The 23,013-nt window shown below is 53.5% G+C and carries 21 protein-coding genes; 14 read left to right on the top strand and 7 right to left on the bottom strand.

Going from position 1 to position 23,013, the window contains the following annotated elements; genetic code table 11:
• Nucleotides 1–3: 3 nt before the first annotated feature.
• Both benC and benD read left to right on the top strand, forming a co-directional pair.
• Nucleotides 4–1,020, top strand: a complete 1,017-nt coding sequence (gene benC / locus FN037_RS07850; protein ID WP_142501931.1) for a benzoate 1,2-dioxygenase electron transfer component BenC — start codon at nt 4–6, stop codon at nt 1,018–1,020.
• A gap of 9 nt (nt 1,021–1,029) precedes the next feature.
• A complete protein-coding gene (benD, locus tag FN037_RS07855) occupies nt 1,030–1,803 on the top strand; it encodes a benzoate diol dehydrogenase BenD (protein WP_142501932.1) in 774 nt (257 codons plus the stop codon).
• On the opposite strand, the gene yddG is transcribed toward benD, so the two are convergent.
• A complete protein-coding gene (gene yddG, locus FN037_RS07860) occupies nt 1,800–2,678 on the bottom strand; it encodes an aromatic amino acid DMT transporter YddG (RefSeq protein ID WP_138362276.1) in 879 nt (292 codons plus the stop codon). The genes benD and yddG overlap by 4 nt on opposite strands.
• Nucleotides 2,679–3,104: 426 nt before the next feature.
• On the opposite strand from yddG, the gene FN037_RS07865 reads away from it, so the two are divergent.
• The 3 genes from FN037_RS07865 to FN037_RS07875 are packed head-to-tail and all read left to right on the top strand — an operon-like array spanning nt 3,105 to nt 5,898.
• Nucleotides 3,105–3,917 (top strand): ABC transporter ATP-binding protein, encoded by an 813-nt coding sequence (locus tag FN037_RS07865; protein ID WP_142501933.1) that lies wholly within the window; start codon nt 3,105–3,107, stop codon nt 3,915–3,917.
• A gap of 20 nt (nt 3,918–3,937) precedes the next feature.
• Complete coding sequence (locus FN037_RS07870; RefSeq protein ID WP_138362278.1) at nt 3,938–4,894, top strand: ABC transporter substrate-binding protein; 957 nt, start codon at nt 3,938–3,940, stop codon at nt 4,892–4,894.
• On the top strand, nt 4,891–5,898 hold the full coding sequence (locus FN037_RS07875) for a FecCD family ABC transporter permease (protein ID WP_138362279.1): 1,008 nt from the start codon (nt 4,891–4,893) through the stop codon (nt 5,896–5,898). Before FN037_RS07870 ends, FN037_RS07875 begins: the two co-directional genes overlap by 4 nt.
• A 285-nt stretch (nt 5,899–6,183) precedes the next feature.
• Here FN037_RS07875 and FN037_RS07880 read toward each other — a convergent pair whose 3' ends face one another.
• Nucleotides 6,184–6,408, bottom strand: coding sequence for a YdcH family protein (locus tag FN037_RS07880; RefSeq protein ID WP_142501934.1), 225 nt, complete (start codon nt 6,406–6,408; stop codon nt 6,184–6,186).
• 146 nt (nt 6,409–6,554) lie between these two features.
• On the opposite strand from FN037_RS07880, the gene FN037_RS07885 reads away from it, so the two are divergent.
• The gene (locus tag FN037_RS07885; RefSeq protein WP_138362281.1) at nt 6,555–7,448 is read left to right on the top strand and encodes an oxidoreductase; all 894 of its coding nucleotides are present in this window, start codon (nt 6,555–6,557) and stop codon (nt 7,446–7,448) included.
• A gap of 128 nt (nt 7,449–7,576) precedes the next feature.
• On the opposite strand, the gene FN037_RS07890 is transcribed toward FN037_RS07885, so the two are convergent.
• Nucleotides 7,577–7,825 carry a hypothetical protein gene (locus tag FN037_RS07890; RefSeq protein WP_138362282.1) on the bottom strand — a complete coding sequence of 83 codons (249 nt, stop codon included), beginning with the start codon at nt 7,823–7,825 and terminating at the stop codon, nt 7,577–7,579.
• Nucleotides 7,826–8,352: 527 nt separating this feature from the next.
• Between FN037_RS07890 and FN037_RS07895 the strand changes: the two genes are divergently transcribed.
• Nucleotides 8,353–8,679 (top strand): four-helix bundle copper-binding protein, encoded by a 327-nt coding sequence (locus FN037_RS07895; RefSeq protein WP_142501935.1) that lies wholly within the window; start codon nt 8,353–8,355, stop codon nt 8,677–8,679.
• A 163-nt stretch (nt 8,680–8,842) separates the two neighbouring features.
• On the opposite strand, the gene FN037_RS07900 is transcribed toward FN037_RS07895, so the two are convergent.
• The gene (locus FN037_RS07900; protein WP_142501936.1) at nt 8,843–9,781 is read right to left on the bottom strand and encodes an alpha/beta hydrolase; all 939 of its coding nucleotides are present in this window, start codon (nt 9,779–9,781) and stop codon (nt 8,843–8,845) included.
• A gap of 330 nt (nt 9,782–10,111) precedes the next feature.
• Between FN037_RS07900 and FN037_RS07905 the strand changes: the two genes are divergently transcribed.
• Together FN037_RS07905 and map are read left to right on the top strand one after the other, a co-directional pair.
• Entirely contained in the window at nt 10,112–10,330 is a 219-nt protein-coding gene (locus tag FN037_RS07905; protein WP_138362284.1) for a ParD-like family protein, read from the top strand.
• A complete protein-coding gene (map, locus tag FN037_RS07910) occupies nt 10,311–11,090 on the top strand; it encodes a type I methionyl aminopeptidase (protein WP_138362285.1) in 780 nt (259 codons plus the stop codon). The genes FN037_RS07905 and map overlap by 20 nt, the downstream gene beginning before the upstream one ends.
• Nucleotides 11,091–11,189: 99 nt before the next feature.
• Here map and ttrA read toward each other — a convergent pair whose 3' ends face one another.
• Genes ttrA through ttrB form a run of 3 tightly spaced genes read right to left on the bottom strand, consistent with a single transcriptional unit; the run spans nt 11,190 to nt 15,999 of the window.
• The gene (gene ttrA / locus FN037_RS07915; protein WP_142501937.1) at nt 11,190–14,255 is read right to left on the bottom strand and encodes a tetrathionate reductase subunit TtrA; all 3,066 of its coding nucleotides are present in this window, start codon (nt 14,253–14,255) and stop codon (nt 11,190–11,192) included.
• On the bottom strand, nt 14,248–15,270 hold the full coding sequence (gene ttrC / locus FN037_RS07920; RefSeq protein ID WP_142501938.1) for a tetrathionate reductase subunit TtrC: 1,023 nt from the start codon (nt 15,268–15,270) through the stop codon (nt 14,248–14,250). Before ttrC ends, ttrA begins: the two co-directional genes overlap by 8 nt.
• Nucleotides 15,271–15,999 (bottom strand): tetrathionate reductase subunit TtrB, encoded by a 729-nt coding sequence (gene ttrB, locus FN037_RS07925; protein WP_142501939.1) that lies wholly within the window; start codon nt 15,997–15,999, stop codon nt 15,271–15,273. It abuts the gene before it with no gap.
• A 179-nt stretch (nt 16,000–16,178) separates the two neighbouring features.
• Between ttrB and ttrS the strand changes: the two genes are divergently transcribed.
• The 5 genes from ttrS (at nt 16,179) to FN037_RS07950 (ending at nt 22,869) form a co-directional block, all read left to right on the top strand.
• Nucleotides 16,179–17,951 carry a tetrathionate respiration histidine kinase TtrS gene (gene ttrS, locus FN037_RS07930; protein ID WP_142501940.1) on the top strand — a complete coding sequence of 591 codons (1,773 nt, stop codon included), beginning with the start codon at nt 16,179–16,181 and terminating at the stop codon, nt 17,949–17,951.
• On the top strand, nt 17,926–18,510 hold the full coding sequence (ttrR, locus tag FN037_RS07935; RefSeq protein ID WP_142501941.1) for a tetrathionate respiration response regulator TtrR: 585 nt from the start codon (nt 17,926–17,928) through the stop codon (nt 18,508–18,510). Before ttrS ends, ttrR begins: the two co-directional genes overlap by 26 nt.
• A gap of 722 nt (nt 18,511–19,232) precedes the next feature.
• A complete protein-coding gene (locus FN037_RS07940) occupies nt 19,233–19,805 on the top strand; it encodes a sugar dehydrogenase complex small subunit (RefSeq protein ID WP_185929235.1) in 573 nt (190 codons plus the stop codon).
• A gap of 41 nt (nt 19,806–19,846) precedes the next feature.
• The gene (locus FN037_RS07945; protein ID WP_142501943.1) at nt 19,847–21,439 is read left to right on the top strand and encodes a GMC family oxidoreductase; all 1,593 of its coding nucleotides are present in this window, start codon (nt 19,847–19,849) and stop codon (nt 21,437–21,439) included.
• Nucleotides 21,440–21,441: 2 nt separating this feature from the next.
• A complete protein-coding gene (locus FN037_RS07950; protein WP_260607824.1) occupies nt 21,442–22,869 on the top strand; it encodes a c-type cytochrome in 1,428 nt (475 codons plus the stop codon).
• Nucleotides 22,870–23,013: the final 144 nt, after the last annotated feature.

Consider the following 23,013-nt stretch of genomic DNA (forward strand, 5'->3'; position numbering starts at 1 on the left):
CCTATGACCTTCAATATAGCGCTCAATTTTGAGGACGGTATTACCCGTTTTATTCAGTGTCACGCGGGAGAGAAAGTACTGGACGCCGCCTATCGCCAGAAGGTGAATCTGCCGATGGATTGTTCGGATGGCGTTTGCGGCACCTGTAAATGCCATTGTGTCAGCGGTGAATATGGCATGGGTGAGGATTACCTTGAAGACGCGCTCAGTGCGGAGGAGGCGGCGGCGCGTCAGGTTCTGACTTGTCAGATGGTGCCGACCAGTGATTGCGTCATTGATGTTCCGGTGGCGGCGGCACAGTGCAAAACCATGCTGACCACCGTTGGCGCTGAAGTCCGGCAGATTCGTTTACTCTCTGATACGACAATTGAGCTGGTGGTTAAACTGGACGAAGCCCTGGCTTTTCTGCCCGGACAGTACGTTCATATTCAGGTTCCGGAGACCTCGCAGGTTCGCGCCTATTCATTCAGCTCACGCCCGGGCGAAGTGGAAGGCCGCTTTCTGATCCGCAACGTGCCAGGCGGGCTTATGAGCCAGTGGCTGACGCAGCGCGCGCGCCCTGGCGATCGTCTGACCCTGAGCGGCCCGATGGGCAGTTTTTATTTGCGCGGCGGCGATCGTCCGCTGCTTATGCTGGCGGGCGGAACCGGCTTAGCTCCACTGTTATCAATGCTGCAAACGCTGGTTGCGCAGGGAAGCACCCGGCCTGTGACGTTGCTGTATGGCGTGAATCGTGATTGCGACCTGGTGAAAACCGACGTTCTGGAGGCCTGTATCGGCCAGCTACCAGGCTGTCGCTGGCTGCCCGTGGTTGCCGACGCGCAGAGCGCATGTCCACGGCGTGGTTTTGTCACTGCGCATCTTGATGATGCCATGCTTAATAATGGCGACGTCGATATCTATCTGTGCGGGCCGCCGCAGATGGTCAATGCGGTATCTACGGCGTTGCGCGAGCGGGGGATCGCGCCTCACGGGTTCTGGTATGAAAGGTTTATCGCCAGTCAGCGTGTCGTGGCATAAGGAGTAAATATGCGATTTATCGATAAAGTCGTGGCTATCACGGGCGCTGCGCAGGGTATTGGCCGACAGACGGCAGAGCAGGCGGCCCGCGAAGGGGCCCGTTTGTTGTTAATTGATCGTTCAAGCCATGTGCATGCGCTGGCGACGGCACTGACAGATTCCGGCAGCGAAGTACTGGCGCTGGAAGCCGATCTTGAGCAATGGGAAAGCACCGAGCGGGTGTTTGCGGAAGGCGTGGCCCATTTTGGCCGCCTTGATGTGTTGATTAACAACGTCGGCGGCACAATTTGGGCACGGCCATTCGTCGAATATCAGCCCGCGCAGATTGAAAAAGAGATTCGCCGTTCACTGTTTCCTGCGCTGTGGGGCTGTCGTGCCGCGCTGCCGTGGATGCTGGCGCAGCATAAGGGCTGTATCGTCAATATCTCGTCGGTGGCGACGGCAGGCGTGAACCGGATACCCTATTCAGCCGCAAAAGGCGGCGTCAACGCGTTGACCCGTTGCCTTGCGCTTGAATATAGCGAGAGCGGCATCCGTATCAACGCCGTAGCGCCGGGGGGAACCGAAGCGCCCGCGCGTCTGACGCCGCGTAATGATGAGCAGCCATCGGTGCAGGAGCAGCAGTGGTATCAACAGGTCGTGACGCAAACGGTGGCCAGCAGCCTGATGCATCGCTATGGCACCCTGGTGGAACAGGCCAATGCTATTTTGTTTCTCGCCAGCGATGAAGCCAGCTATATCACCGGGGTCACGTTGCCGGTAGCCGGGGGCGACCTCGGTTAGCGCCGGGTCGCCTGCCAACAGAGCAGGGAGCCGATACACACCATCCCGGCGCCCTGCCAGAATGACCACGAAAGCGCGGCGCTCAATAAAACCGCCGCCAGCGCGGAAGAGAGCACCGGGGTAAAATAAGAGACGGCAGCCAGCAGGCTGACGTTGCCATACAGGATCCCAACGTTCCACGCGGCGTACCCGAATCCCAGGGCAACCGACACGGCGATCAGTTTGATCATCACCGGCCAGCTAAAAACCATCGGCGGCTGCTGGCTGAAGAGGAATTTTAACCATAAAGTCAGGGCAGTGAGCAGAACAAACAGGGTAATCGCGTTTTTGCCTTTGGCGTATTTAGCGGTAACCGTACAGTAAGCAGCCCAGATAAAAGCGCCGACAAAAGCCAGGATATAGCTCAACGGACTGGAGAACACATTGCTGATTATTTCATGGGTATTCAGGCCGTGCTCGCCGCCTAATACCCATGCGACGCCAAATAAAGCCAGTAATAAACCCGGAATGGTCAGCCAACTGCTTTTTTGCCCGTTAAATAGAATGGCGAACAGCACCGTCAGGCTTGGCCACAGATAATTCACCATTCCCACTTCTATTGCCTGTTGACGGGTCGCGGCGAATCCCAGCGAGAGCGCCAGGCAAATTTCATAGCTGACGAACAGCAGGCTGCCCGTCAGCAAATAGGGTCGGGGGATCTGGCGTATTTGCGGGAACCCGACGGTAAAAATCAGCAAAACAGCGCTCAGGGTGTAGATCATCGCCGCGCCGCCCACCGGGCCCATTCCCTCGCTGACGCCACGAATCAGCCCGACCATCGAACTCCACAGGATGATAGCGGCGAATCCAATCAGTGTGGCTCTTTTCTTCTCCATAATTAACCCGATACGGTTCAAATGCAGTCGGTTTTTATAACACTTTTCTTGCCTGCAGGGGATATTTCCCGGCTGCTGAAGGTGCTGGCTACGCTCACGGAGCGTATTGAGGAGATGAATTTGAGGCAAAGAAATCAGGCGTTTTCTACGAGGCGCGCTGAGTGGGTGTGACGGGTGCAGGGGGCATGGCCATTAATATGCCTTGTCATTCTTCATGAAGGCGATCACCCGCTGACGCATCCGGGGATCGGTTGTGTTAAATCTCCGTCGAATGTTATATTATAACATATCAAATAAAACAGTGTAAAATGTGTGCCTTTTGCCTTTCTTTTGAAATGATAGTGATTATCATATTTTCGGTATGCGGCAGAAAGATGAGAAAAAAAGGGGCGTTGCAGCCCGTCTGAAAGAGGCGAAAGTCTGCGAATGGAGGTAAGTTTGACAACGTGTTGTACGTCCATTGAACCGGTTCTCAGCGTCAATATTGCTTCATTGCTGCGTCCTGGCGGCGGCGAACTGCTCGCCGATATTCATTTTAATGCCGCCGAGGGAGAGTGTCTGGCGGTGATTGGGCCCAATGGCAGCGGTAAAACCTCGTTATTGCGGGCGATCGTTCAGGAACTGACCTCACTGGATGGCGATATTCGCTTGTTCGGTCGTTCCGTTTGCGCCTTGACGCAGCAGCAACGCGCGCAGCAGATTGCGGTACTCGCACAGAACGACACCCCCGATATGCGGTTAGCGCTCGAAGACTATGTCGCCCTCGGGCGTATTCCCCATGCGAGAGAGGTGTCGCGCCACGAACATGAAGCCATTGTCACCCGGGCGATTAATGATACGGGATTGCAAAAATTGCGCAAACGTTCGCTCGCTGCGTTATCCGGCGGTGAGCGGCAGCGGGCCGCCCTGGCGCGAGTGCTGGCCCAGTCGCCAAAACTGGTATTACTGGATGAACCTACAAACCATCTTGATCCCCATGGCCGGGTTGAACTGCTTTCATTAGTGAAACGTCAGGGCATTACGGTTGTGGCGGTATTGCACGATCTTTCGCTGATTGAGTCCTTTGCCGATCGCGTTTTGCTTTTATCGCATGGGCGTGCTGTGACCTGGGATGTACCGGAACGGGTGCTTGTCTCCGAGTGGCTTTATCCAGTCTTTGGATTGACCAGTTTTACTGTACCGCATCCCGGGACGGGGAAAGCGGTGCGGATTTTTGAGGTTCCAGGTTATGCGCAATAACGATATGAGGGTAAATAATAATGAATAAATGGTTTGCAGGCATGGTGGCTGTTCTGGCCGTTTCAGCGGTGAATGCGGCTGAGTATCCCGTTACCATTGAAAGCTGCGGGACGCCAGTCACGTTCACCCAGGCGCCGAAAAGGGCGGTGATTCACGACCTTAACATGTCGGAAATGGCTTTTGCACTCGGGTTACAGGATCGTATCGTGGGATTAACCGGTATCACGGGCTGGTACAAAATGACGCCGGAATTTAAAAAGGAGATGGGGTCGATCCCTGAGCTGGCGCCGAAATATCCCTCGCTTGAAACACTGCTGGCAGCGAATCCTGATTTCTTTTTCGCGGGCTGGAATTACGGGATGAAAGTTGGGGGAGAAGTCACGCCTTCCGTACTTGCAAAATATGGTATCAAGACGTTTGTTTTGAGCGAAAGTTGCGTGTTTACCACGGATAAGAAACATAAAGCGACAATGAACCTGTTGTATAACGATGAGCTGACGCTGGGCAAGATTTTCGGCAAGCAGCATGAAGCCCAGGCGCTGGTCGATAGCTGGAAAAAAGCGTTGAATGCGCTGCCTAAGCCGCCGAAAGGCGTTAAACCCCTGAAAGTGTTCGTCTACGATTCCGGTGAAGATAAACCCTTTACCAGCGGTCGATACGCCATGCCGACAGCCATTATTGAAGCGGCTGGAGGGAAAAACGTGATGGACAATCTGGACATCAGTTGGGGAACCACTTCCTGGGAAAGCGTCGCAACGGCGGAGCCTGACTTTATTATTCTTCTCGATTACCAGACCGGCAGCGGTGCGGATGCGTTGCGCCGTTTCCTCGAAAATCACCCCTTAATGAAAGAGACGCCGGCAGTGAAGCATCATCGTTATCTGAAGCTACAATACGCGGAATTAACGCCGGGGCCGGCCAATATTAACGCAGTCGAAAAACTGGCTCACGCCATGTATCCGACAACAACCCAATGAGTTGTACTAAATATCGCTATTACTGGGCAATATGGGGCGCGTTGCCCGTGTTAGCCGGATTGATGCTGCTCAGCGTTGCCAAAGGCAGCGTGCCGTTATCGTTAGTGCAGGTGTTGGGGGCCTTGAGGCTTGTTGATGTGCCGGTGCCGGAGATGGTCAGCCGTATCGTTATTGATTTGCGCGTGCCCAGAACTCTACTGTCAGTACTGGCCGGAGCGATACTGGCCATCGTCGGTGGGCTTTTGCAGACAACAACGCGAAACGATCTGGCCGATCCGTTTTTATTCGGGCTTTCCTCCGGTGCATCCGCGGGGGCTGTACTGGTGATGACCCGCTTCGGTGAACGACTCGGGGCGTTGACGCTACCGGCTTCGGTATTTGTCGGCGGTATCTGCTCGGCGGTGGCGGTGATGCTGCTGTTTCATTTTAAGAAGCAGCGCAGTGCCGAACATTTAGTTATTTGCGGGCTGGCAATCTCCTTTTTATTTGGCGCGCTGACCAGCTATCTGATTTTTTCCGGCGACCAGCGGGCTGCCAGCTCGGTGTTGTTCTGGTCGCTGGGAGGACTCGGTCTGGCGCGTTGGGATAATTTACCCTATGCCGTGTTGAGTCTGCTATTTCTCTGCACGTTCATATTATTACGCTGGCGTTCGCTGGATGGTTTACTGGCCGGTGAACAGACGGCGCAGTCATTGGGCATTAACGTTGGTCGTCTGCGGATGGAGGTTTTTTTCTGCTGCGCGCTGGCAACCTCGCTTCTGGTGGCTTTAACCGGGGTGATTGGCTTTGTCGGACTGATGATTCCGCATATGTGCCGGTACTTTTCCGGCGTTAAGCATCTGCTGTTACTTCCGCTATGCGGCCTGTGGGGCGCGGTGCTTTTGTGCGGTGGTGATATTGTCAGCAGAACATTGCTGGCTCCGCAGGAACTGCCTATCGGCATCATTACGGCGGCAATCGGCGGTTTGTTTATTATTATTCTGCTTGCCAGAAACCGGACGTAAACCTATCTCCTGGCATTGTTAATAGCAAGAGAACATCGGGTTATGAAGGGGGTAAAAAGGCCGCCGTCTGGCGGCCTTCAGATTGCAGACAAAGTGCGTTTTTCCGGAATTGCCCGACGGCGCTTCGCTTGCGCGGGCCTACGAAAAACCCATAACATGATGATATTATTGGTTTTACATGCCAGGTAAGACGATAGCCGCCACCCGGCAGAAATGCGAGCACAATATCTAAATCAGGTTTGTCATCAGCCTCAAGGCCGGCGTCTGGCGACCTTAAACAACGAGTCAGCCCTGATTCTGGCTATCTTGCTGAAGGATTTTGAGCATTTCATCTTTCAACAACAGTTTTTCTTTCTTCATATGTACGAGTTCGAGACTATATCCTTTGCCATCGACGCCTTCTATACGGGAAATGTCGTGGTCGAGTGCGTTATGCTTTGCGAAGAGTGACTGAAAGCGTGGGTGCGTGGTTTTCAATCGAGAAATCAACTCTCTGTATTCTGGAAACATGTACCTTCCTTGTGTATGGAGAAAAGTGTGTACGCAGACACACACGGTTAGGTTACCGATATGAATAAAATAGTAATGCGAACACAGTCGCGTTTATGTTATCTATCAATGAAATTTCAGGAACCGTAAGCGATCCGGAGGCGTAGATGACAGTTGAGAAACCCACCATTGCACTGATTGGTCCTGGCGCAATCGGCACCACCATCGCAGCGGCGCTGCACGAGGTTGGCCGTACGCCACTGGTTTGCGGACGCCGAGCGTACCCGCAGCTGTCGCTGCGTTTCGATGGCGGAAAGATTGTCGTGCCTGGTCCGGTTGTGACTGATCCTGCATCCGTCACGGCACCTTACGATCTGGTTTTCGTGGCTGTAAAGGCGACGCAAATTGCGGCCATTGCCGCGTGGTTAAAAGCGCTGTGTAACGAGAAAACTGTCGTTTGCGTTCTACAGAACGGCGTTGAACAAAAAGCGCTATTCGCGCCTTATGCGCCGGAAGCAAACGTGTTGCCTTCGGTCGTCTGGTTCCCGGCACAACGTGAGCCTGAAGCTTCAGTCTGGCTGCGCGCGAAAGCGCGCCTGACGCTACCCGACGGTCAGGGGGCCGAGTTGGTGCAGCGCGTGCTTCAGGGCACCCGCTGCGAAGTGGATATTCGCGCCGATTTTACCTCTGTCGCATGGCGTAAATTGTTGCAAAATGCAGTCGCGGGTCTGATGGTGCTGTCCGGGAGGCGGGCAGGGATGTTTGCGCGCGAAGATATCACCGCGCTTGCTTTAGCATATCTTCAGGAGTGTCTGACGGTTGCGCGTGCCGCCGGGGCCAGCCTGGAGGATAGCGTTCCGCAGGAGATTATCGCCGGTTTCCATCGCGCGCCCCCGGATTTAAGCACCTCCATACTTACGGATCGTGAGGCGGGAATGCCGCTTGAATGGGATATTCGCAACGGGGTCATTCAGCGATATGGCCTGGAGTACGAGATTCCAACACCGTTGAGCGATGTGATTGTGCCACTGCTGGCCGCCGCCAGTGAAGGGCCCGGCTGACACAGCGCCGGGCAGGGCGCAACGTTACCGCTGAATTTATCGGCAGCAATAGCGCGTGTTTGGTATCAGAGTTCCGGGCCGCGATGATAATAATATTTAACCCGTCGATGTTATCTTTTCTGCGGTATTCAGATGAATTCAGCCAGACGGTCGACGACCACGTTACCATTATTATCAAATTGCGTGATGCGGTAATTCACACAATATGAACGGCGGGTGGTAAATTGATTCAATAACGCCACTCGCCCTTTTTTATCGCCGTTTTTATTAACAATAATCCATTCAGTGACATCCGGTGAATTAACCTTATCACTGCCGGCGCATTGTTGTTCAACCAGACGATCTTCTTTTTCTACCACCAAAAAGTCACGCAACATTTTCTTATCTCCGCTCATCAATATTTTTAACAATACTCCTTTTATCGATTAATTCAATTAAACATTTTAATTGATAAAGTCAATTATTAGCATGGTTTTGTTTAGTAAGTATGAGGATTATTGTATTGTTTTATAACAAAAAATATGCATTTTTCTCCGTTCGGAATTGTTTTTCCATCAGTGACGGCATTCATGTCGATTTGGTGTATGTGACAATGTCACATAATTTACAAAAATAACCACAGTAGTGATAATGTTAAAAAGAAGAGGGACAGGTCGACAGGCAAAAATCGCTGAACAGTATTTTCCTTTTCATCCCGCGATTACATGCTGGCGAGGTTGTTGCGATCGCTTTTCACCTTTGAGTTTGCTGGAATTTGAAATCTGCGCCGTGTACTTAATTTTCACTTAGCCTGTCAGTGAACCAGGATGACGTTGTAAAAATCAATCAGTCCCGCTTGGCTATGCTCGATATTTTGTTCCAGGATTGTTATTCACTATTAACTTTCAGGAAAAGGAAGGTATTTATGTCAGAAGCATATCATTCTTGTATTGAATCATGTTATCTCTGTGCCGCAACCTGTGATTACTGTGCAACATCGTGCCTGAAAGAGGCGGATGTTGGAATGATGCGTGAATGTATCCGTCTGGATGCGCAGTGCGCGGCCATCTGTCGTCTGGCTGCTCAGTTCATGTCCCTTGAGAGTGAATTTTGTGGCGCACTCTGTCAACTCTGTGCCGAAATCTGTCAGAAATGCGGAGATGAATGTTCAAAACATAATCATGAACATTGTAAAAAGTGTGCTGACACCTGTCATCGGTGTGCAGAAGAGTGTCGAAAAATGTCCGCCTGATAAGCGCCTGACCAGAAGCAAACCCCGCTCACCGTTTTTCGCCAGGGAGGGAGAAAAAATTCCTCAGACTCGTCAGACACATAAGAAAACCGGGCAGGGAGGCCTGGCCGAAATAATTAAACGCAACAGATCAACATGGTGAGAACTGCTTTGTTTATGTATTTCAGCTGTTTTCCTGTATGAAGGCACAAATACTGTCGATAAGCCCCTCAGCTAATGGTAAGTCAGGATCGACATATGCCCTGATGTTTTCTTCAGCAGAGTCAGATTCAATATGTTTCAGAACATGATTCATACCGGAGATTATCTGCGGAACCACCAGTGGATTAGCCCTGGTCAGTAATGCGGCATCCTCAATACTTGTCTGTAAATCCCGGGTTCCCTGTACTACCAGTACCGGCTTGTCATAACCGGCAATCAGTCCGACTGGATCGACTTTCATTAAGTCGATCAGGTAATCCTGTATGCTGGCGCGAAACAGCGGTAATAGCGCCGGATGTAATTGGCTGTCATCCACATATCTGCCTGCATCTAACGCCTGAAGAGCCTTCAGCGCCTGTGCCAGCACAGGATTATTGGCCGGATTAGCGAGCAACTGCTCCCGTAATACCTCGCTTATTTTCCTTCCCGGCGTTGAGACCAGCACCAGTCCACAAATATCGTCACATGACAGGGCCGCTGTCAGCGCCACCAGCCCACCTTCGCTGTGTCCTAAAATCCAGACACGGGAATCATCTGACCGGCGCTTAAGCGTCTCCACCCAGGAACGCGCATCAACGGCATAATCGTCAACAGTAACTTTGTCGCCATGTTCGGCCGCACCTGCACTTTCATACATTCCGCGTTTGTCTATGCGAATCGATGAGATGTTTTTAGCCGCCAAACCCTCGGCTACAAGCCGGAGAGGGGATGCGCCTAAATCCGGTTGGGCGTTACCATCCCGATCAATCGGCCCTGAACCGGGGATAATAAGTACGACCGGCGCACTTTCGCTTTCTACTGATAGTAAGGTTCCATGCAGCGTACCCTGTAAGGATGCGGCCTTAATTTTATGTTCGGTGATGAGCGGCTTTACGGTGCCTCGAGATAAGCGATGATCCATTCACGATCCTTCTCTAGTCGTCGTCTTTCAAACGGCAGCGACGTTAACTGCGGAATGACTCACTCGCACTTGCGGACCGTCGCGTCATGGAAAGATTCGCCGTTTTCCTGCCACTTGCATTATATCGGTAATTAACGATACGGCCATCTATACCCGTCACCCTTCGAGATGCAATTGATAAGGTGATTCATCAACATCCGTGACCTGCATGGAGAGAAACCGTGCCGTTCTTTTGTTTCCATTATGAAAGTTTTCTGACCGCCGACGTTGTCTGCCTGACGGCTGAGGCGTAATATACAATCTATATATAAATCATTACGGTATGTATAAATGGGAATTGTAAAAATTTCAGATCTGCTGCACGACGATATCCGTGATGCCAGCAAGGCGATGTCGCGTTCGGTTAACGCGCAGGCGGAGTACTGGATCCGCCTGGGTATGATGAGCGAGCTGTATCCTGAGCTTAATCATCAGCAAATCAAGCTCATGATGCTGAAGTCCGGCTCCGATCGTTTACTGGAGGTGATCAATGCTATCCATTCCCATTAAAACCGCGGACGAGCTTGCCAGACAGCGTCACGCAGGCGAACTGCTGGCCTCTGTTTTCGATATGCTGGATACCTTTATTCAGCCAGGGGTCTCCACCATGGCCATCAACAATCGGGTCGAGGATTATATCGTCAACACGCTGCATTCACGCCCGGCCAGCAAAGGTCAGTACGATTTTCCCTATGTGCTGAATACGTCAATCAATGATGTGGTGTGTCATGGCATGCCAAAAGAAACTGAACATCTGAAATCCGGCATGATCGTCAATGTCGATATTACGCTGGAAAAAGAGGGGCTCATTGCCGATTCCAGCAAGATGTATCTGATCGGGGATGTGTCGCCGCTGGCCCGTCGACTGGTGAAGAAAACCTATGAGGCGATGTGGAAGGGCATTAAGGCTGTCAGACCAGGCGCTACCCTGGGCGATATCGGTCATGCGATTCAATCTTACGTTGAAAGCAATGGTTACAGCGTGGTCAGAGAGTACTGCGGGCATGGTATTGGTAGCGAAATGCATGAAGATCCGCAGGTGCTGCACTACGGGAAACCGGGCACAGGCGCTGTCCTCAAGGAAGGAATGGTGTTTACGATTGAACCAATGGTTAATCAGGGCGATAGCCGGATAAAAACCAAAAAAGACGGCTGGACAGTGGTCACTCGCGATAAAAAATTATCCGCGCAGTGGGAGCATACTATAGCCGTCACCGCGCAAGGATATGAGGTACTGACGCTGCGTCAGAGTGAAGTTATCCCGGTCTGACCCGCGCGCAGGTATCATTCCTGCGTGCGGACTGATACCTGTTTGCGCCGGTCTGCCATTGATATCCTGTTTCCTGGCGCTGGTTTTGCTGTGGTCATACTATAGCCGCTCAATCTTCGCGGGTAACCCCTGACGCACCGCCGCGCCGGAGACCCAGTCCAGCCAGGTATTGCTTATCTGACGCGTCGGATCGGCAAACCCGAGATCGTTAAGGTTGATACCCGATTTAATCTGCGCATTAAACGGCATCGGCTCCCCATCAAGCGTGTGCGGCACGGCCCCCATTTCCCGATGTCCATAGCCGTGTTCAATGGCTATAACGCCTGGCATCACGCCGTTTAGCAGGCTGATTTCGGCTTCGAGCTGACCGCCGGGCGTTGCAATACGCACTCTGTCCCCATGCGCCAGGCCATAACGATTGCCATCCTGCGGATTCAGCGCCACCAGGTTTGCTGGTTTAAGATGATGCAAACGCGGGATCACCGTCGAGGCGCTGGCCATGGTGTTGGACTTAAAAGAGATCAGCTTAAACGGCCACTGCTGAGCCGGGAAAAGTTCTTCGACAGCGCGCCCGTCCGATAATCTGGCCGGGTACCACGCCGGGCAGCCGCTATACCGCTCGCCGGTGACGGCGTGGCGATGGGCGGCAACCTCAGCATTCCAGATCTGTAGCGGTTTTGGCCATAAATTACCGACGTGGTTATCTTCACGCCCGCTTTTGTCCGGGGCGAATCGCCCGCCGCGAGAATAAATAAACGCCACACGACTGACCTCATCCGCTTTCAGCGTCTGGTTGATCGCGGGCAGAATACGTTTTACACCAGTGAGCGTAAGATCCTCCGCAATCGCTTCAGCGACCGGCGCTTTGCCCATAAACGCGATATTGGCGGCAATACGCAAGTAATAGTCTTCCACCCGGTTTAACGGATAATGATTACCCTGTGTATCCGTAATGGCATTTTCACCAAATCCCGGTAAATTCAGGCGTTTCGCCACCGCGATACAGAATGATTCCATTGATACCGGCTGACCATCAACGGTTTTGGCTGTGGCTGGCGGTACTATTGGCCAGCGGGCAGTGGTGGCCTTACTGGCGACGCCTGCCCAGGGCGCGCTAAATCCCCAGCTCTCGAAATTATGGGTGTCAGGAACGATGTAATCGGCCAGCGCGGTCGTTTCATTCATAAAGGCGTCAATGGCGATAAACAGCGGCAGCCGCTGCGGATCCTTCAGTTTCGTTTCCGCCACGGCGCGTAATCCCGGCACCCCGTACAACGGGTTACTCATGTTGGAAATCCAGGCCTTCAGCGGATAGGGGTAGCCGTCCAGCGCGGAGGCGAGCAGCTCGGTTAACTGCCCGGCGACGAACGGATACCACGGCGCTTTGGCCGGGTAGGGGGATAACCCTGCCGCGATTTTACTGCGATACTCTGCGGAAGACTCATACGCCGTTTTACTGCGGGCGATACTCAGTCCTTTTGGTTTCACTTTGCCCGGGAAACCGTCCATGTTGTAACGCGGGCCGTCGCTCACACCGTTAAACTTGCCGCCGCCAACAAACACGCCGCCCTCCAGACTCAAATTACCGGTCAGCGCGTTGAGCATCATCACGGCCCAGGCGTTATAAAAACCGTTTCCGGCCATCATTCCACCGTGGGAAATAACCGCCGACTTACGCCCGTGGCGGGTTAAAGCCGTTGCCAGCGCCACGATTTTATCCTCCGGGACACCGCAATGTTGGCTGTACTGCGTCATGGTCAGTTTCCCGGCAGACTCTTTCAGCAACTGGAAACCACTTTTAACCGTTACCGTACGCTCGTCAGCCAGTGTCAACTGCCGAGTGACAAAGAGTGTCGCCCGGGAACAGAGACGGGCGGCGACAAGTTCGCCACGCGCATTCACCACTACCGGTTCGTCTGTGCCATCCGTATTCAGCAAGGCAAGGGTCAGGTGCTGTCCGGCCAGTTCTGGCAGTTCATCGGTTATCACCAGGTGAGTGGCATTGGTCCAGCTTTTTTCACCCGCTTGCCGCATCGCCTGTTCAGCCGGAATGGTCAGATAGTCAGCGTTATAGCGTTGGTTTTCGATAATCCAGCGGATCATGGCCATCGCCAGCGCCGAATCGCTACCGGGCAGCACTGGCAGCCAGTGTCCTCGATCGTCGGCCATGACCGTGGTCAGCGGTAATGCAGGAGCGACAACCACATACTGAAAATTATCACGCAGGCGGGCGCTGGCGAGCTGCCTCGCCTGGCGCTTGAACGGATTGCCAGACTGAGCAGGCGAGGTGCCCATAAACAAGGCAAACTCCACGTTATCCCAGTCAGGTTTTACGTGCGGGTTTTTATCCAGATCGCCCATTAACGCGCCGGAACCTGCGCGATAGGCCAGTCCGCAGTAAGAACCATGGGCGCCGAAATTTTTACTGCCGAAGCTGTTTAGCGCGAAGCGGCGCAGAAAACTATCCCGCCCGTCGTCGCTGGTATTGGTCACCAGCAATTGGTTGGATTTCGGGCCGAATTCGGGATGACCTGGATCAAGGAGCGTTGTCGGGGCATGGATCGCGCGCAGACCGTCAACATGCCCCTCGCCAAACAGATCGCCGCCTTCCACCACCTCTTTAATCAGTTGTTCAAAACTGATGCGCTGCCATTGACCAGCTCCGCGTTTACCCGCACGTTTCATGGGTTCACGAATGCGCAGCGGGCTGTATAGCCCTTCCAGAAGCGTTGCGCCACGCGCGCAGGCGGTGGATCGGGCATCCAGTCCATTGTCGCCCGCCAACTGTTCCATGGCGGTTGAAAAGGGGACGGAAGAATCGATGTGATGCTCATGCGACAGAGGATGGTAAGGGTTGCCCGCAATACGCAGGACGTTGCCTTTTTGACTATCAACCCTCACCCGCACGCCGCATTGCGTCCAGCAGCCGAAGCATTGGGTCAGCGAAATCACCTGCTGCGGATTTTGCTGCCAGTGTGGACGGGCATTGCCTTCCGGAATCAACGCATTGCCGAAGATACGATCGCGGGTAATTTTACCGGAGGTGCCATTGAGCAGGCCGTCAATAGCGCGTTTCGCCACCTCCCGATAGCTCAGGGCGAAGGTTGCCATTCCGCCCACGGCGAGGCCGATTTTAAGCCACTGACGACGAGGTAAATTAGCCATGTTGCATTCTCCTTGCGAGTCCGTTCACTGTTTCGCGAACAATAATGAGCAGCGCCACCCAGAAGCCGAAAGTACCGAGAATAGCGAGTAAACCGTCGGTGCCGACAGGCAGGGTATACGGGTTTAATTGCGCGTTGAATTTCGGGAGGGTTTGCACCTGAATTAGCAGCGTCCAGCGGATCAGCCAGCACAGCGCCATCGCACTACAGGCTAGCAGGACGCGAAGAGATCGCCCCGCCGGGTGGCGTAGTACGTAAGCGGAACAGCCCAACGTAATGAGCCAGAATACCAGCCAGCCGAGGGCATAATGGCGGGCGGAAGGTGATATCGCCAGCCATTGTCTGATCGCCGTACCGGATAGCGTGTCGCCGCTGATCCATATTGTCACTACGGCCGCCAGAAGAACCAACGCTGAGAATTGCCACAGCGCCAGTCGGCGTTGCAGGGGGAAATCGTCGCCCGTGCCCACCATTATCAGCGCAAAAAAGGTTTGCAGCGCACTAAAAAACATCGCCAGTGGAAAGGCGTAGCTGAACCAGACTGGGCGCGCCAGAACCACGGAAACTTCGCGCCCGGTATAGGTCAGCAGGCCAATGGCGCATATCGCGCTGGCAAGCGCAAACCATTTAGTGGCAGTGTACGTCTTATTGAAAAGTCGTTTCATCGCTTGTGCCAGAAACCAGAGCCCCAGAAATAGCGTGAACAGCGGTAGAAACACGGCGCCCCAGGGCATCCAGGACCAGGGTGTGGGATAGGCGTAGAAATGCCAGACCCGGGCGGTCTGGTGCAGATCTGCCGTCAGCGCCAGTGGAGCGGTAATCGCGCAGGTCAGGGCAATCAGCAGCGTCAGCGCCTCCAGCTTTTCGTCATGTCTTTTACGCCAGTGCAGCGCACAGGCAAATAGCGTTGCGCAGGCGGCAATCCCGATGAAAAAGAAGTATTGCACCGCCCACGGTAGCCAGCTCACATCCTGTGGATGGGCCAGCACTTCTTCAATGATCACTGTATGGCTCATTCAGACCTCCTGCCAGAGAGCGGGTTGCGCGCGCCCCATCAACGGAGTGACAAAGGCGTCATCCAGCCCGAGATAAAAAACGTGGGGTAAGGTGCCGTTTTCCGGCTTCAATACCTTAATGGTGTCATGATGCAAAGAGAGCATTTGCGAGATGCGGCTTTGTTGATCGTTGATATCGCCGATAATTCGCGCGCCGCCGACGCAGGATTCAACGCAGGCGGGGAGCAGCCCGACCTCCAGCCGGTGAACGCAAAAGGTGCACTTATCGGCGGTTTGCGTTTCATGGTTGATAAAGCGCGCATCGTAGGGACAGGCCTGTACGCAATAGGCGCACCCCACACAGCGGGTGTTATCCACCACCACAATACCGTCTTCACGCTGAAAGGTTGCCTGTACCGGGCAGACCGGCACGCAGGGTGGATTATCACAATGGTTGCACAGGCGCGGTAACAGGACGTTAGTCACCGCGTTATCCAGTTGAACCTGATATTGATTGACGTAAGTGCGAAATGCCCCCTGCGGCGTCTGATTTTCTATCGCACAACTGACGGTACAGGCCTGGCAGCCGATACAGCGACGTAGATCGACCAGCATCGCATAGCGATGACGCGGAGAACCTTCTCGTCGCGCAGGCGAGAAAGGAAATTTTGCCTGCGCCAGTGGAACCAGAGACGCACCCGCGGTGATAACGCCCAGTTGCGCCAGAAACTGTCGTTTACTGCTATCCATAATTTTCTCCCTCACGAGGCAACAACAACACATTTGTCACGTCGTTGATTTGCATGTGATGAATAAAGAATGTCGATGATTTACAGTGTAAAAATCACCGCCGGGGCAGCTCTATTGTGGTTAACCACATACCGGGCGGGTTGTTGATCTAAAACAACATAATCAACAGGGATAATCGGGTGAGAGTGAAAACGGTGGGACGTCTGGCACTGCTGGCATCAGTATTACTGCTGAACGGCTTCGCATGGGCTGGTTCGTGGAACATTGGCGTTCTGGCGATGCGCGGAGAGGTGTTAACCCGCCGTCACTGGCAGCCTCTGGAAACGATGCTCAACCAACAACTGCCAGACCAGCAGTTTCATATTCAGCCGCTGGATCTGCACCAGATGGGGGAAGCGGTCAATAAGGGTTCCGTACAGTTTGTGGTGACCAATCCGGCCCAGTTTGTGCAACTGAACAATCACGCGTCGTTGCGCTGGCTGGCCTCGTTGCGCTCTTCGCTCGGCACGAGCAACGTGATAGGCAGCGTTATTCTGACTCGTCGCGACAGCGGAATTACCTCGGCATCCGATCTGATGGGAAAAACGGTCGGAGCCATCGATCCTCAGGCTTTTGGCGGCTATCTGCTGGGATATAAAGCGCTGAGTGACGCCGGGCTGCGACCGGAACGCGATCTCCGTCTGCGCTTTACGGGGTTTCCCGCCGATGCGCTGATTTATCTGCTACGTGCACAGGCCGTGCAGGCGGCGATAGTCCCGGTCTGCCTGCTTGAGAAAATGGCAGACGAAGGCCTGGTGAGTAAAACTGATTTTGTGGCGGTGATGACACACCCGGCGGCTATTCCGTGTTTAACCAGTACGCCGCTTTATCCGGACTGGTCGTTCGCCGCGCTACCGGCCGTAAGTGACGCACTGGCCGACCGGGTTACCCGCGCCTTGTATAATGCCCCAGACAAGGCCGCGTTTCACTGGGGAGCACCGGCCTCCACCCGTCAGGTGGCGGCGTTGCTGCGCGAAGTCCAGCAGCATCACCCGCAGCGGCAATTGTGGCTGGAGGTGAAAAGCTGGCTTATCCAGCATCGGATGGTGATGGGCGGGGTCGCGGTGGTATTGCTACTGCTGATGCTTAATTATATCTGGGTCATGTTGCTGGTGCGACGACGCGGCAGGCTACTTGAACGTAACGCCGTGCAACTGCGCGAACAGGAACAGGCGCTGGAAACGGCAAGGCAGATGAGCGTACTGGGGGAAATGACCTCCGGTTTCGCCCACGAGTTGAATCAGCCGTTGTCCGCTATCCGCCATTATGCGCAAGGATGTACGATTCGTTTGCAAAAGCAGGATCGGCTGCATCCTTTACTGCCAGCGCTCGAGCAAATTGACCATCAGGCGCAGCGCGGTGCAGCAACGCTGCGTAATCTGCGCCATTGGGTCAGCCAGGCGCATGGTCAACCGGGCCAGGCGGTGCAATGGGAAAACATCAGCGTTCGCCAGGCTATTCATCATGTCTGGCAGTGGCTACGGGTACCGCAGCAATTTCCGGCGTTACTGCTGAACAGCGATGTCGATCGCGCGTTAACGCTGATATTACCGCCGGTTCTGCTTGAGCAGGTGCTGGCTAATCTGATCCTCAATGCGGCTCAGGCGGGGGCGAAAATGTTATGGATTAGCGCTATCCGTGAGGCCGGATGCATACGCATTACGCTGCAGGATAACGGCGGCGGCATGGATGATACCTTGTTATCCCAGGTCTTTCAGCCATTTAAGACCAGTCGAAAAGCGGGGATGGGACTGGGTCTGGTCATCTGTCAGCGGCTGGTGCGTTATGGGCGGGGAACAATAAGTCTAACCAATCAACCCGCCCCCGATGGACAAAACGGGGTCGCGGTGGTACTGGCATTTACGCAACAAGAGGAACAATGCGGTAATGGCGATAATTCATCTGCTGGATGATGATGTGGCGGTCACCCGGTCATGCGCCTTTTTGCTGGAGAGTCTGGGCTATGAGGTGATGTGCTGGGAGGCTGGGGAGAAATTTCTCGCGCATGCCGATCTTTATCAGATTGGCGTGGTGCTGCTGGATATGCGAATGCCGGTGCTGGATGGTCAGGGCGTGCATGACGCGCTGCGTCGGCGCGACAGTACCCTGGCGGTGGTGTTTCTCACCGGCCATGGCGATGTGCCGATGGCTGTTGAACAAATGAAGCGTGGCGCGGTGGATTTCCTGCAAAAACCGGTTTCAGTTAAGCCGTTACAAACCGCACTGGAGCACGCGCTGGTGGTCTCCGGCGCAGCGTTTTCCCGGCAAAAAATGGTGGCCTGTTATCAGCAGCTCACGCCGAAAGAGCGTGAACTGGCGATGCTGGTAGTGAAGGGGTTGATGAACCGGGAGATTGCCGGTGTGATGAACATTGCGGTACGTACTGTGGAAGTTCATCGGGCAAGGGTAATGGAGAAGATGCAGGCAGGGAGTCTGGCGGAATTAGTCGCAATATTACAGCACGTGCTCTAGCCATTTACCGCCTGGGGAGACTCTCCGGGGGCCGCGGCCCCCATGCCTGGCGGGTAAGAACGGGTAATGATTCCGGTATGTAACATTTGCACCAGGCAAATCATCTATGTAACATAAACAAAAAAATAACATTTGTGATACATGAGCGTCTTTACAGTTTGAGAAGAATGCCATCGTCCAGATTTCGTTCGAGTTTCTGTCGCCGGGTTGCGGTATAATCGGCCGTATGAACCGGAAGTGAGGCCATTATACTCCCTCTTCACGGTGTGCGAAGTTCAACGAATATAAGAATGATACCCCTACATACACCCGATTACGGGTGATTTATTTAAAACCTCGGTACCTGTGTTTCCGCGAAGACTGGCGGGTTGTACGGCCGGTTGCCTGTCAGCAACGACTGACAAATAACCGACGAGAGCGTCATTTTACTGGACAGGAATGAGAACATGTTGAGCAATGTAATCTCCCATTTAGTGCAAAATCATTCATTAACATCAATAAATGACATCTCACTAAAGGACTGCTGTCGACGGTAGCCTTTTCTTTCAGTCTATTCAAACAACCCCTTTAGCCTGTGCTGCTTTTAAATAAGCGGCAGAGTGTCGTTTGTGTGGAAAAACAAATGATAACGGGTCGGTCGTGCAGACAGGCGATGATGCCCAAAAATGCAGTGAATTGAGTGAATTTTACGTTCTATGGCTTGGCGTTTTGGAGGTAATAATTTGAAAAACAACAGAAAAAAACATGAGTCTCTTCCTGATTTCTCTCAGAAAGGGTTTTCCAGACGAGACTTCTTGTTCGCATCGGCGGCAGTGTTGGGTAGCTTTAGCGTGTTATCAACCCCGGGCCTGGCATGGGCTAAAACGGGGGAGGCGACAGGCGGTTCCGATATCCATCACATCGCCCAACTGGTAACGGGTAAAACGATTGCTCCTTCTCTTGCACAGCGCGTGGCGGAAGCGTTGACCACGATTGATGCCGATTTCCCGCAGAAACTGGCGCGGCTCAGCGCGTTTATCGCCAATAAGCAGGTTACCGATATTGAAACGCTGAAAGTGACCGCCGGGTTTGAAGGCGAACTGAAAGCGACGGCGCAGGCCATTATCTCCGGATTGTATTTAGGGTATGTCGGGGAGCCGGTCATGCTTTCATCGGAAGACAATGTGCAGTTCGTCACCTATACCGGGGCATTAACTTACCAGTTAACAACGGGTTATACGCCGGTACCGAGCTATTCCCGTTGGGGCAGCGGATACTGGCAATACTTGCCAGAAAAAGCCGTTACACATGCGTAATGTCGAACGAAAAAGAATAAGTTGTTTAAAAGGAAAACATTTTGGCTAAGCAATATGATGCAGATGTCATCGTCGTAGGTTCTGGCGCCTGTGGTTCAAATGTGGCGAATGAACTGGCGTTGAAAGGTAAGTCCGTGATCCTTCTGGAAGCAGGGCCTAACGTACCGCGCTGGAAGATTGTTGAGAATTTCCGTAATTCTGGTCGTCATTATGACCGTAATAACGCCTATCCTAACAATCCGTGGGCGCCGACCAGTAACCTGCCGGGATATATTCAGAATACCGGCGATTTCCGTGAGCAACCCGGGATGCTGAAGCTGGTGGGTGGCACAACCTGGCACTGGGGTGGGGCCACATGGCGCTACATTCCTAACGATTTTAAAATGAAGTCGCTGTATGGTGTCGGGCGTGACTGGCCGATCGGCTATTCGGATCTTGAACCCTATTATGTCCGTGCGGAATACGCGATTGGTGTTGCAGGCTCTGATACCGAAGATCAGTCGGGTCAACACCCGGGAATGGCTTATCCTCCGCGTTCGAAACCGTACCCCATTACCGCTGAAGCGCCGGTTTATAGCTCCACGAAGTTAAAAGACGCGCTCATTCCTCATGGGCATAGCGTGGTTCATGAACCGACAGTGCGAATTCACAAACCTTACGATGGCCGTCCTGGCTGCCAGGGCAACAACAACTGCGACCAGGTTTGCCCGATAGGCACATTGTATAACGGTTCAATTCATGCCGATCGCGCGGTTCGTAATGGCGCAAAACTCATCAGCGAAGCGGTGGTACATAAGATCACCAAAGGTACGGATGGCAAAATTGAGTCGATTGCCTACCTGACCCCGGATGGCACAGAACATACGCTGACTGCCCGTTATTTTGTGCTGGCGGCACACAGTTTTGAGACAGCCAAACTGATGCTGATGAATGATATCGGCAACTCCTCAGATATGGTGGGGCGTAACCTGATGGACCACATCGGCCTCAGTTTCTCGTTCCTTGCGGATGAGCCAATGTGGACGGGACGTGGGCCGGTACAGCAGGCGACGATTATGACCTGGCGTGATGGTCCATTCCGTTCGCAATACTCCGCCAATAAGCATGCGCTGGCCAACAATAACCCGCAGATAGATATCGCTAACCGCGCAATCAAAGAAGGGTTAATGGGTAAAGAGCTGGATGAGCGGATTATGGACTGGTCCTCGCGCTGGCTGTTTATTTACAGCTTCCTTGAGCCTTTGCCGGACCCGCAAAACCGCATTATTCCGAACCCGGACTGGAAAGACAGCATCGGGCTTCCGGGGATTAAAGTGCATTTCAAAGTGGACGATTACACCAAAATTGGTGCGGCGCATATGATTGACCAGTACAAAGAAATTGCCCGGCTGATGAATGGTCAGATCATTGATATCAATAAAGAATTCGAAAACCATGACCACCTGATGGGCACCATGATCATGGGGGATAACCCGAAAGACTCCGTGGTGAACCATGAGTGCCGTAGTTACGATCATGAGAACCTGTTTATTGCATCCGTCGGCGTGATCCCTGCCGCGGGGGTCATTAACCCTACGCTGACTGCCATTGCGCTGGCAATCCGTTCGGCTGACGTTATCGCGAAGGAGCTATAAAGATGAAAAAAATCATCATGTCCTTGCCTGCGTTGATGGCACTGGCGGCCCCCATGGGCAGTTTCGCTCAGGATAATCAGGATCTTATCGCAAAAGGCGAATATCTGGCGCGTGCTGGCGACTGCACGGCGTGTCATACGGCCCCAGGGCAAAAACCGTTTGCCGGCGGCTACGCATTTAGCATGCCAATGGGAACCATCATCTCGTCTAATATTACCCCGTCTAAGCAGTTTGGCATTGGCGACTGGACTGAACAGCAGTTCGCGCGCGCGGTGCGTGAAGGGGTGAGACCAGACGGCTCAGTGTTGTATCCGGCGATGCCTTATACCGCTTATGGCAACATCACCGATGATGATATGAAAGCGCTGTATGCCTATTTCCAGAGCATCCCCGCCGTGGACGCGGCCCCGGCGCAAAAAACCACGCTGGATTTCCCGTTTAATCTGCCGGGTCTGATGTGGGTATGGAAAACGCTGTTCGCCAGTAGCGCCGCTTTCACTCCGAATCCGACATTAACGGCCGAAGAAAACCGGGGCAAATACCTGGTCGAAGGACTGACTCACTGCTCAACCTGTCATACACCGCGTAACCAGTTTATGGCTGAGGATATGACGCGGTATTTGAGCGGCGCGCATGTTGACGGCTGGTTAGCGCCGAATATCACCGCCGATAAAAATGACGGTATCGGTGGCTGGAGCAATCAGGAGCTGGTCTCTTACCTGAGAAACGGGCATGCGGAAGGAAAAGCGCAGGCGGGCGGCCCGATGGCGGATGCGATTGAGCACAGTTTCCGCTACCTGACTCAGGATGATATCAACGCGATCGTCGCCTATCTCAGAACCGTGCCGCCGGTGGGGAATCAGAGCGATGCGCAACCATCCTGGGGGGCGACGCAGTCGAAACCTGTCGCCTGGGATAGCTTTGAGACCGGCGGAAGCAAAAATAATCAACCGGGTTATCGTGATTCCACAACCACGGATGGCGCGCTTCTTTACAGCAATAACTGCGCGGCCTGTCATGGTATCAACGGTGAGGGCTCGGATGATCATTACTTCCCGTCTCTGACGCACAATACCGCCGTCGGAGCGAAAGATCCGTCTAACCTGGTGATGGCTATCGTTGACGGTATTCATCGCAAAGGGGCAGACGGCGAGGCGGTAATGCCGGCCTTTGGCGAGAAAGACCAGATGATCCACTCCTGGTTGTCCACTGCGCAAATTGCCGCGGTAACAAATTATGTGACCGAGCACTTTGGCTATGGCAATGCGGGGCTGACGGCGTCAGACGTTGAAGCGATAGAACGCGGTACGGGTGATGTGCCGTTCATGATCCGTTATGCTAAAGCGTTTTTCGCCGCGGGCGTGGCCGTCGCTGCTATTGTGCTGATCGTCATTGTGGTTCTCGTTCGCCGTCGTAAACGTCAAAAATAATCGCTTTACTGACGGTATAGCCGCGTCTGAATCAGGCGCGGCATGCCGTTCGATTGTCGGTCAAGGTTCGTCGCTGGCGCCAGCGTATTTCATGTCTGGAGGCCTGCACATCATGGTATGAGTTCGCTTCATAACCCGGTGTGG

The organism is Klebsiella sp. 2680 (assembly GCF_900198535.1).
Lineage (GTDB): Bacteria > Pseudomonadota > Gammaproteobacteria > Enterobacterales > Enterobacteriaceae > Klebsiella > Klebsiella indica.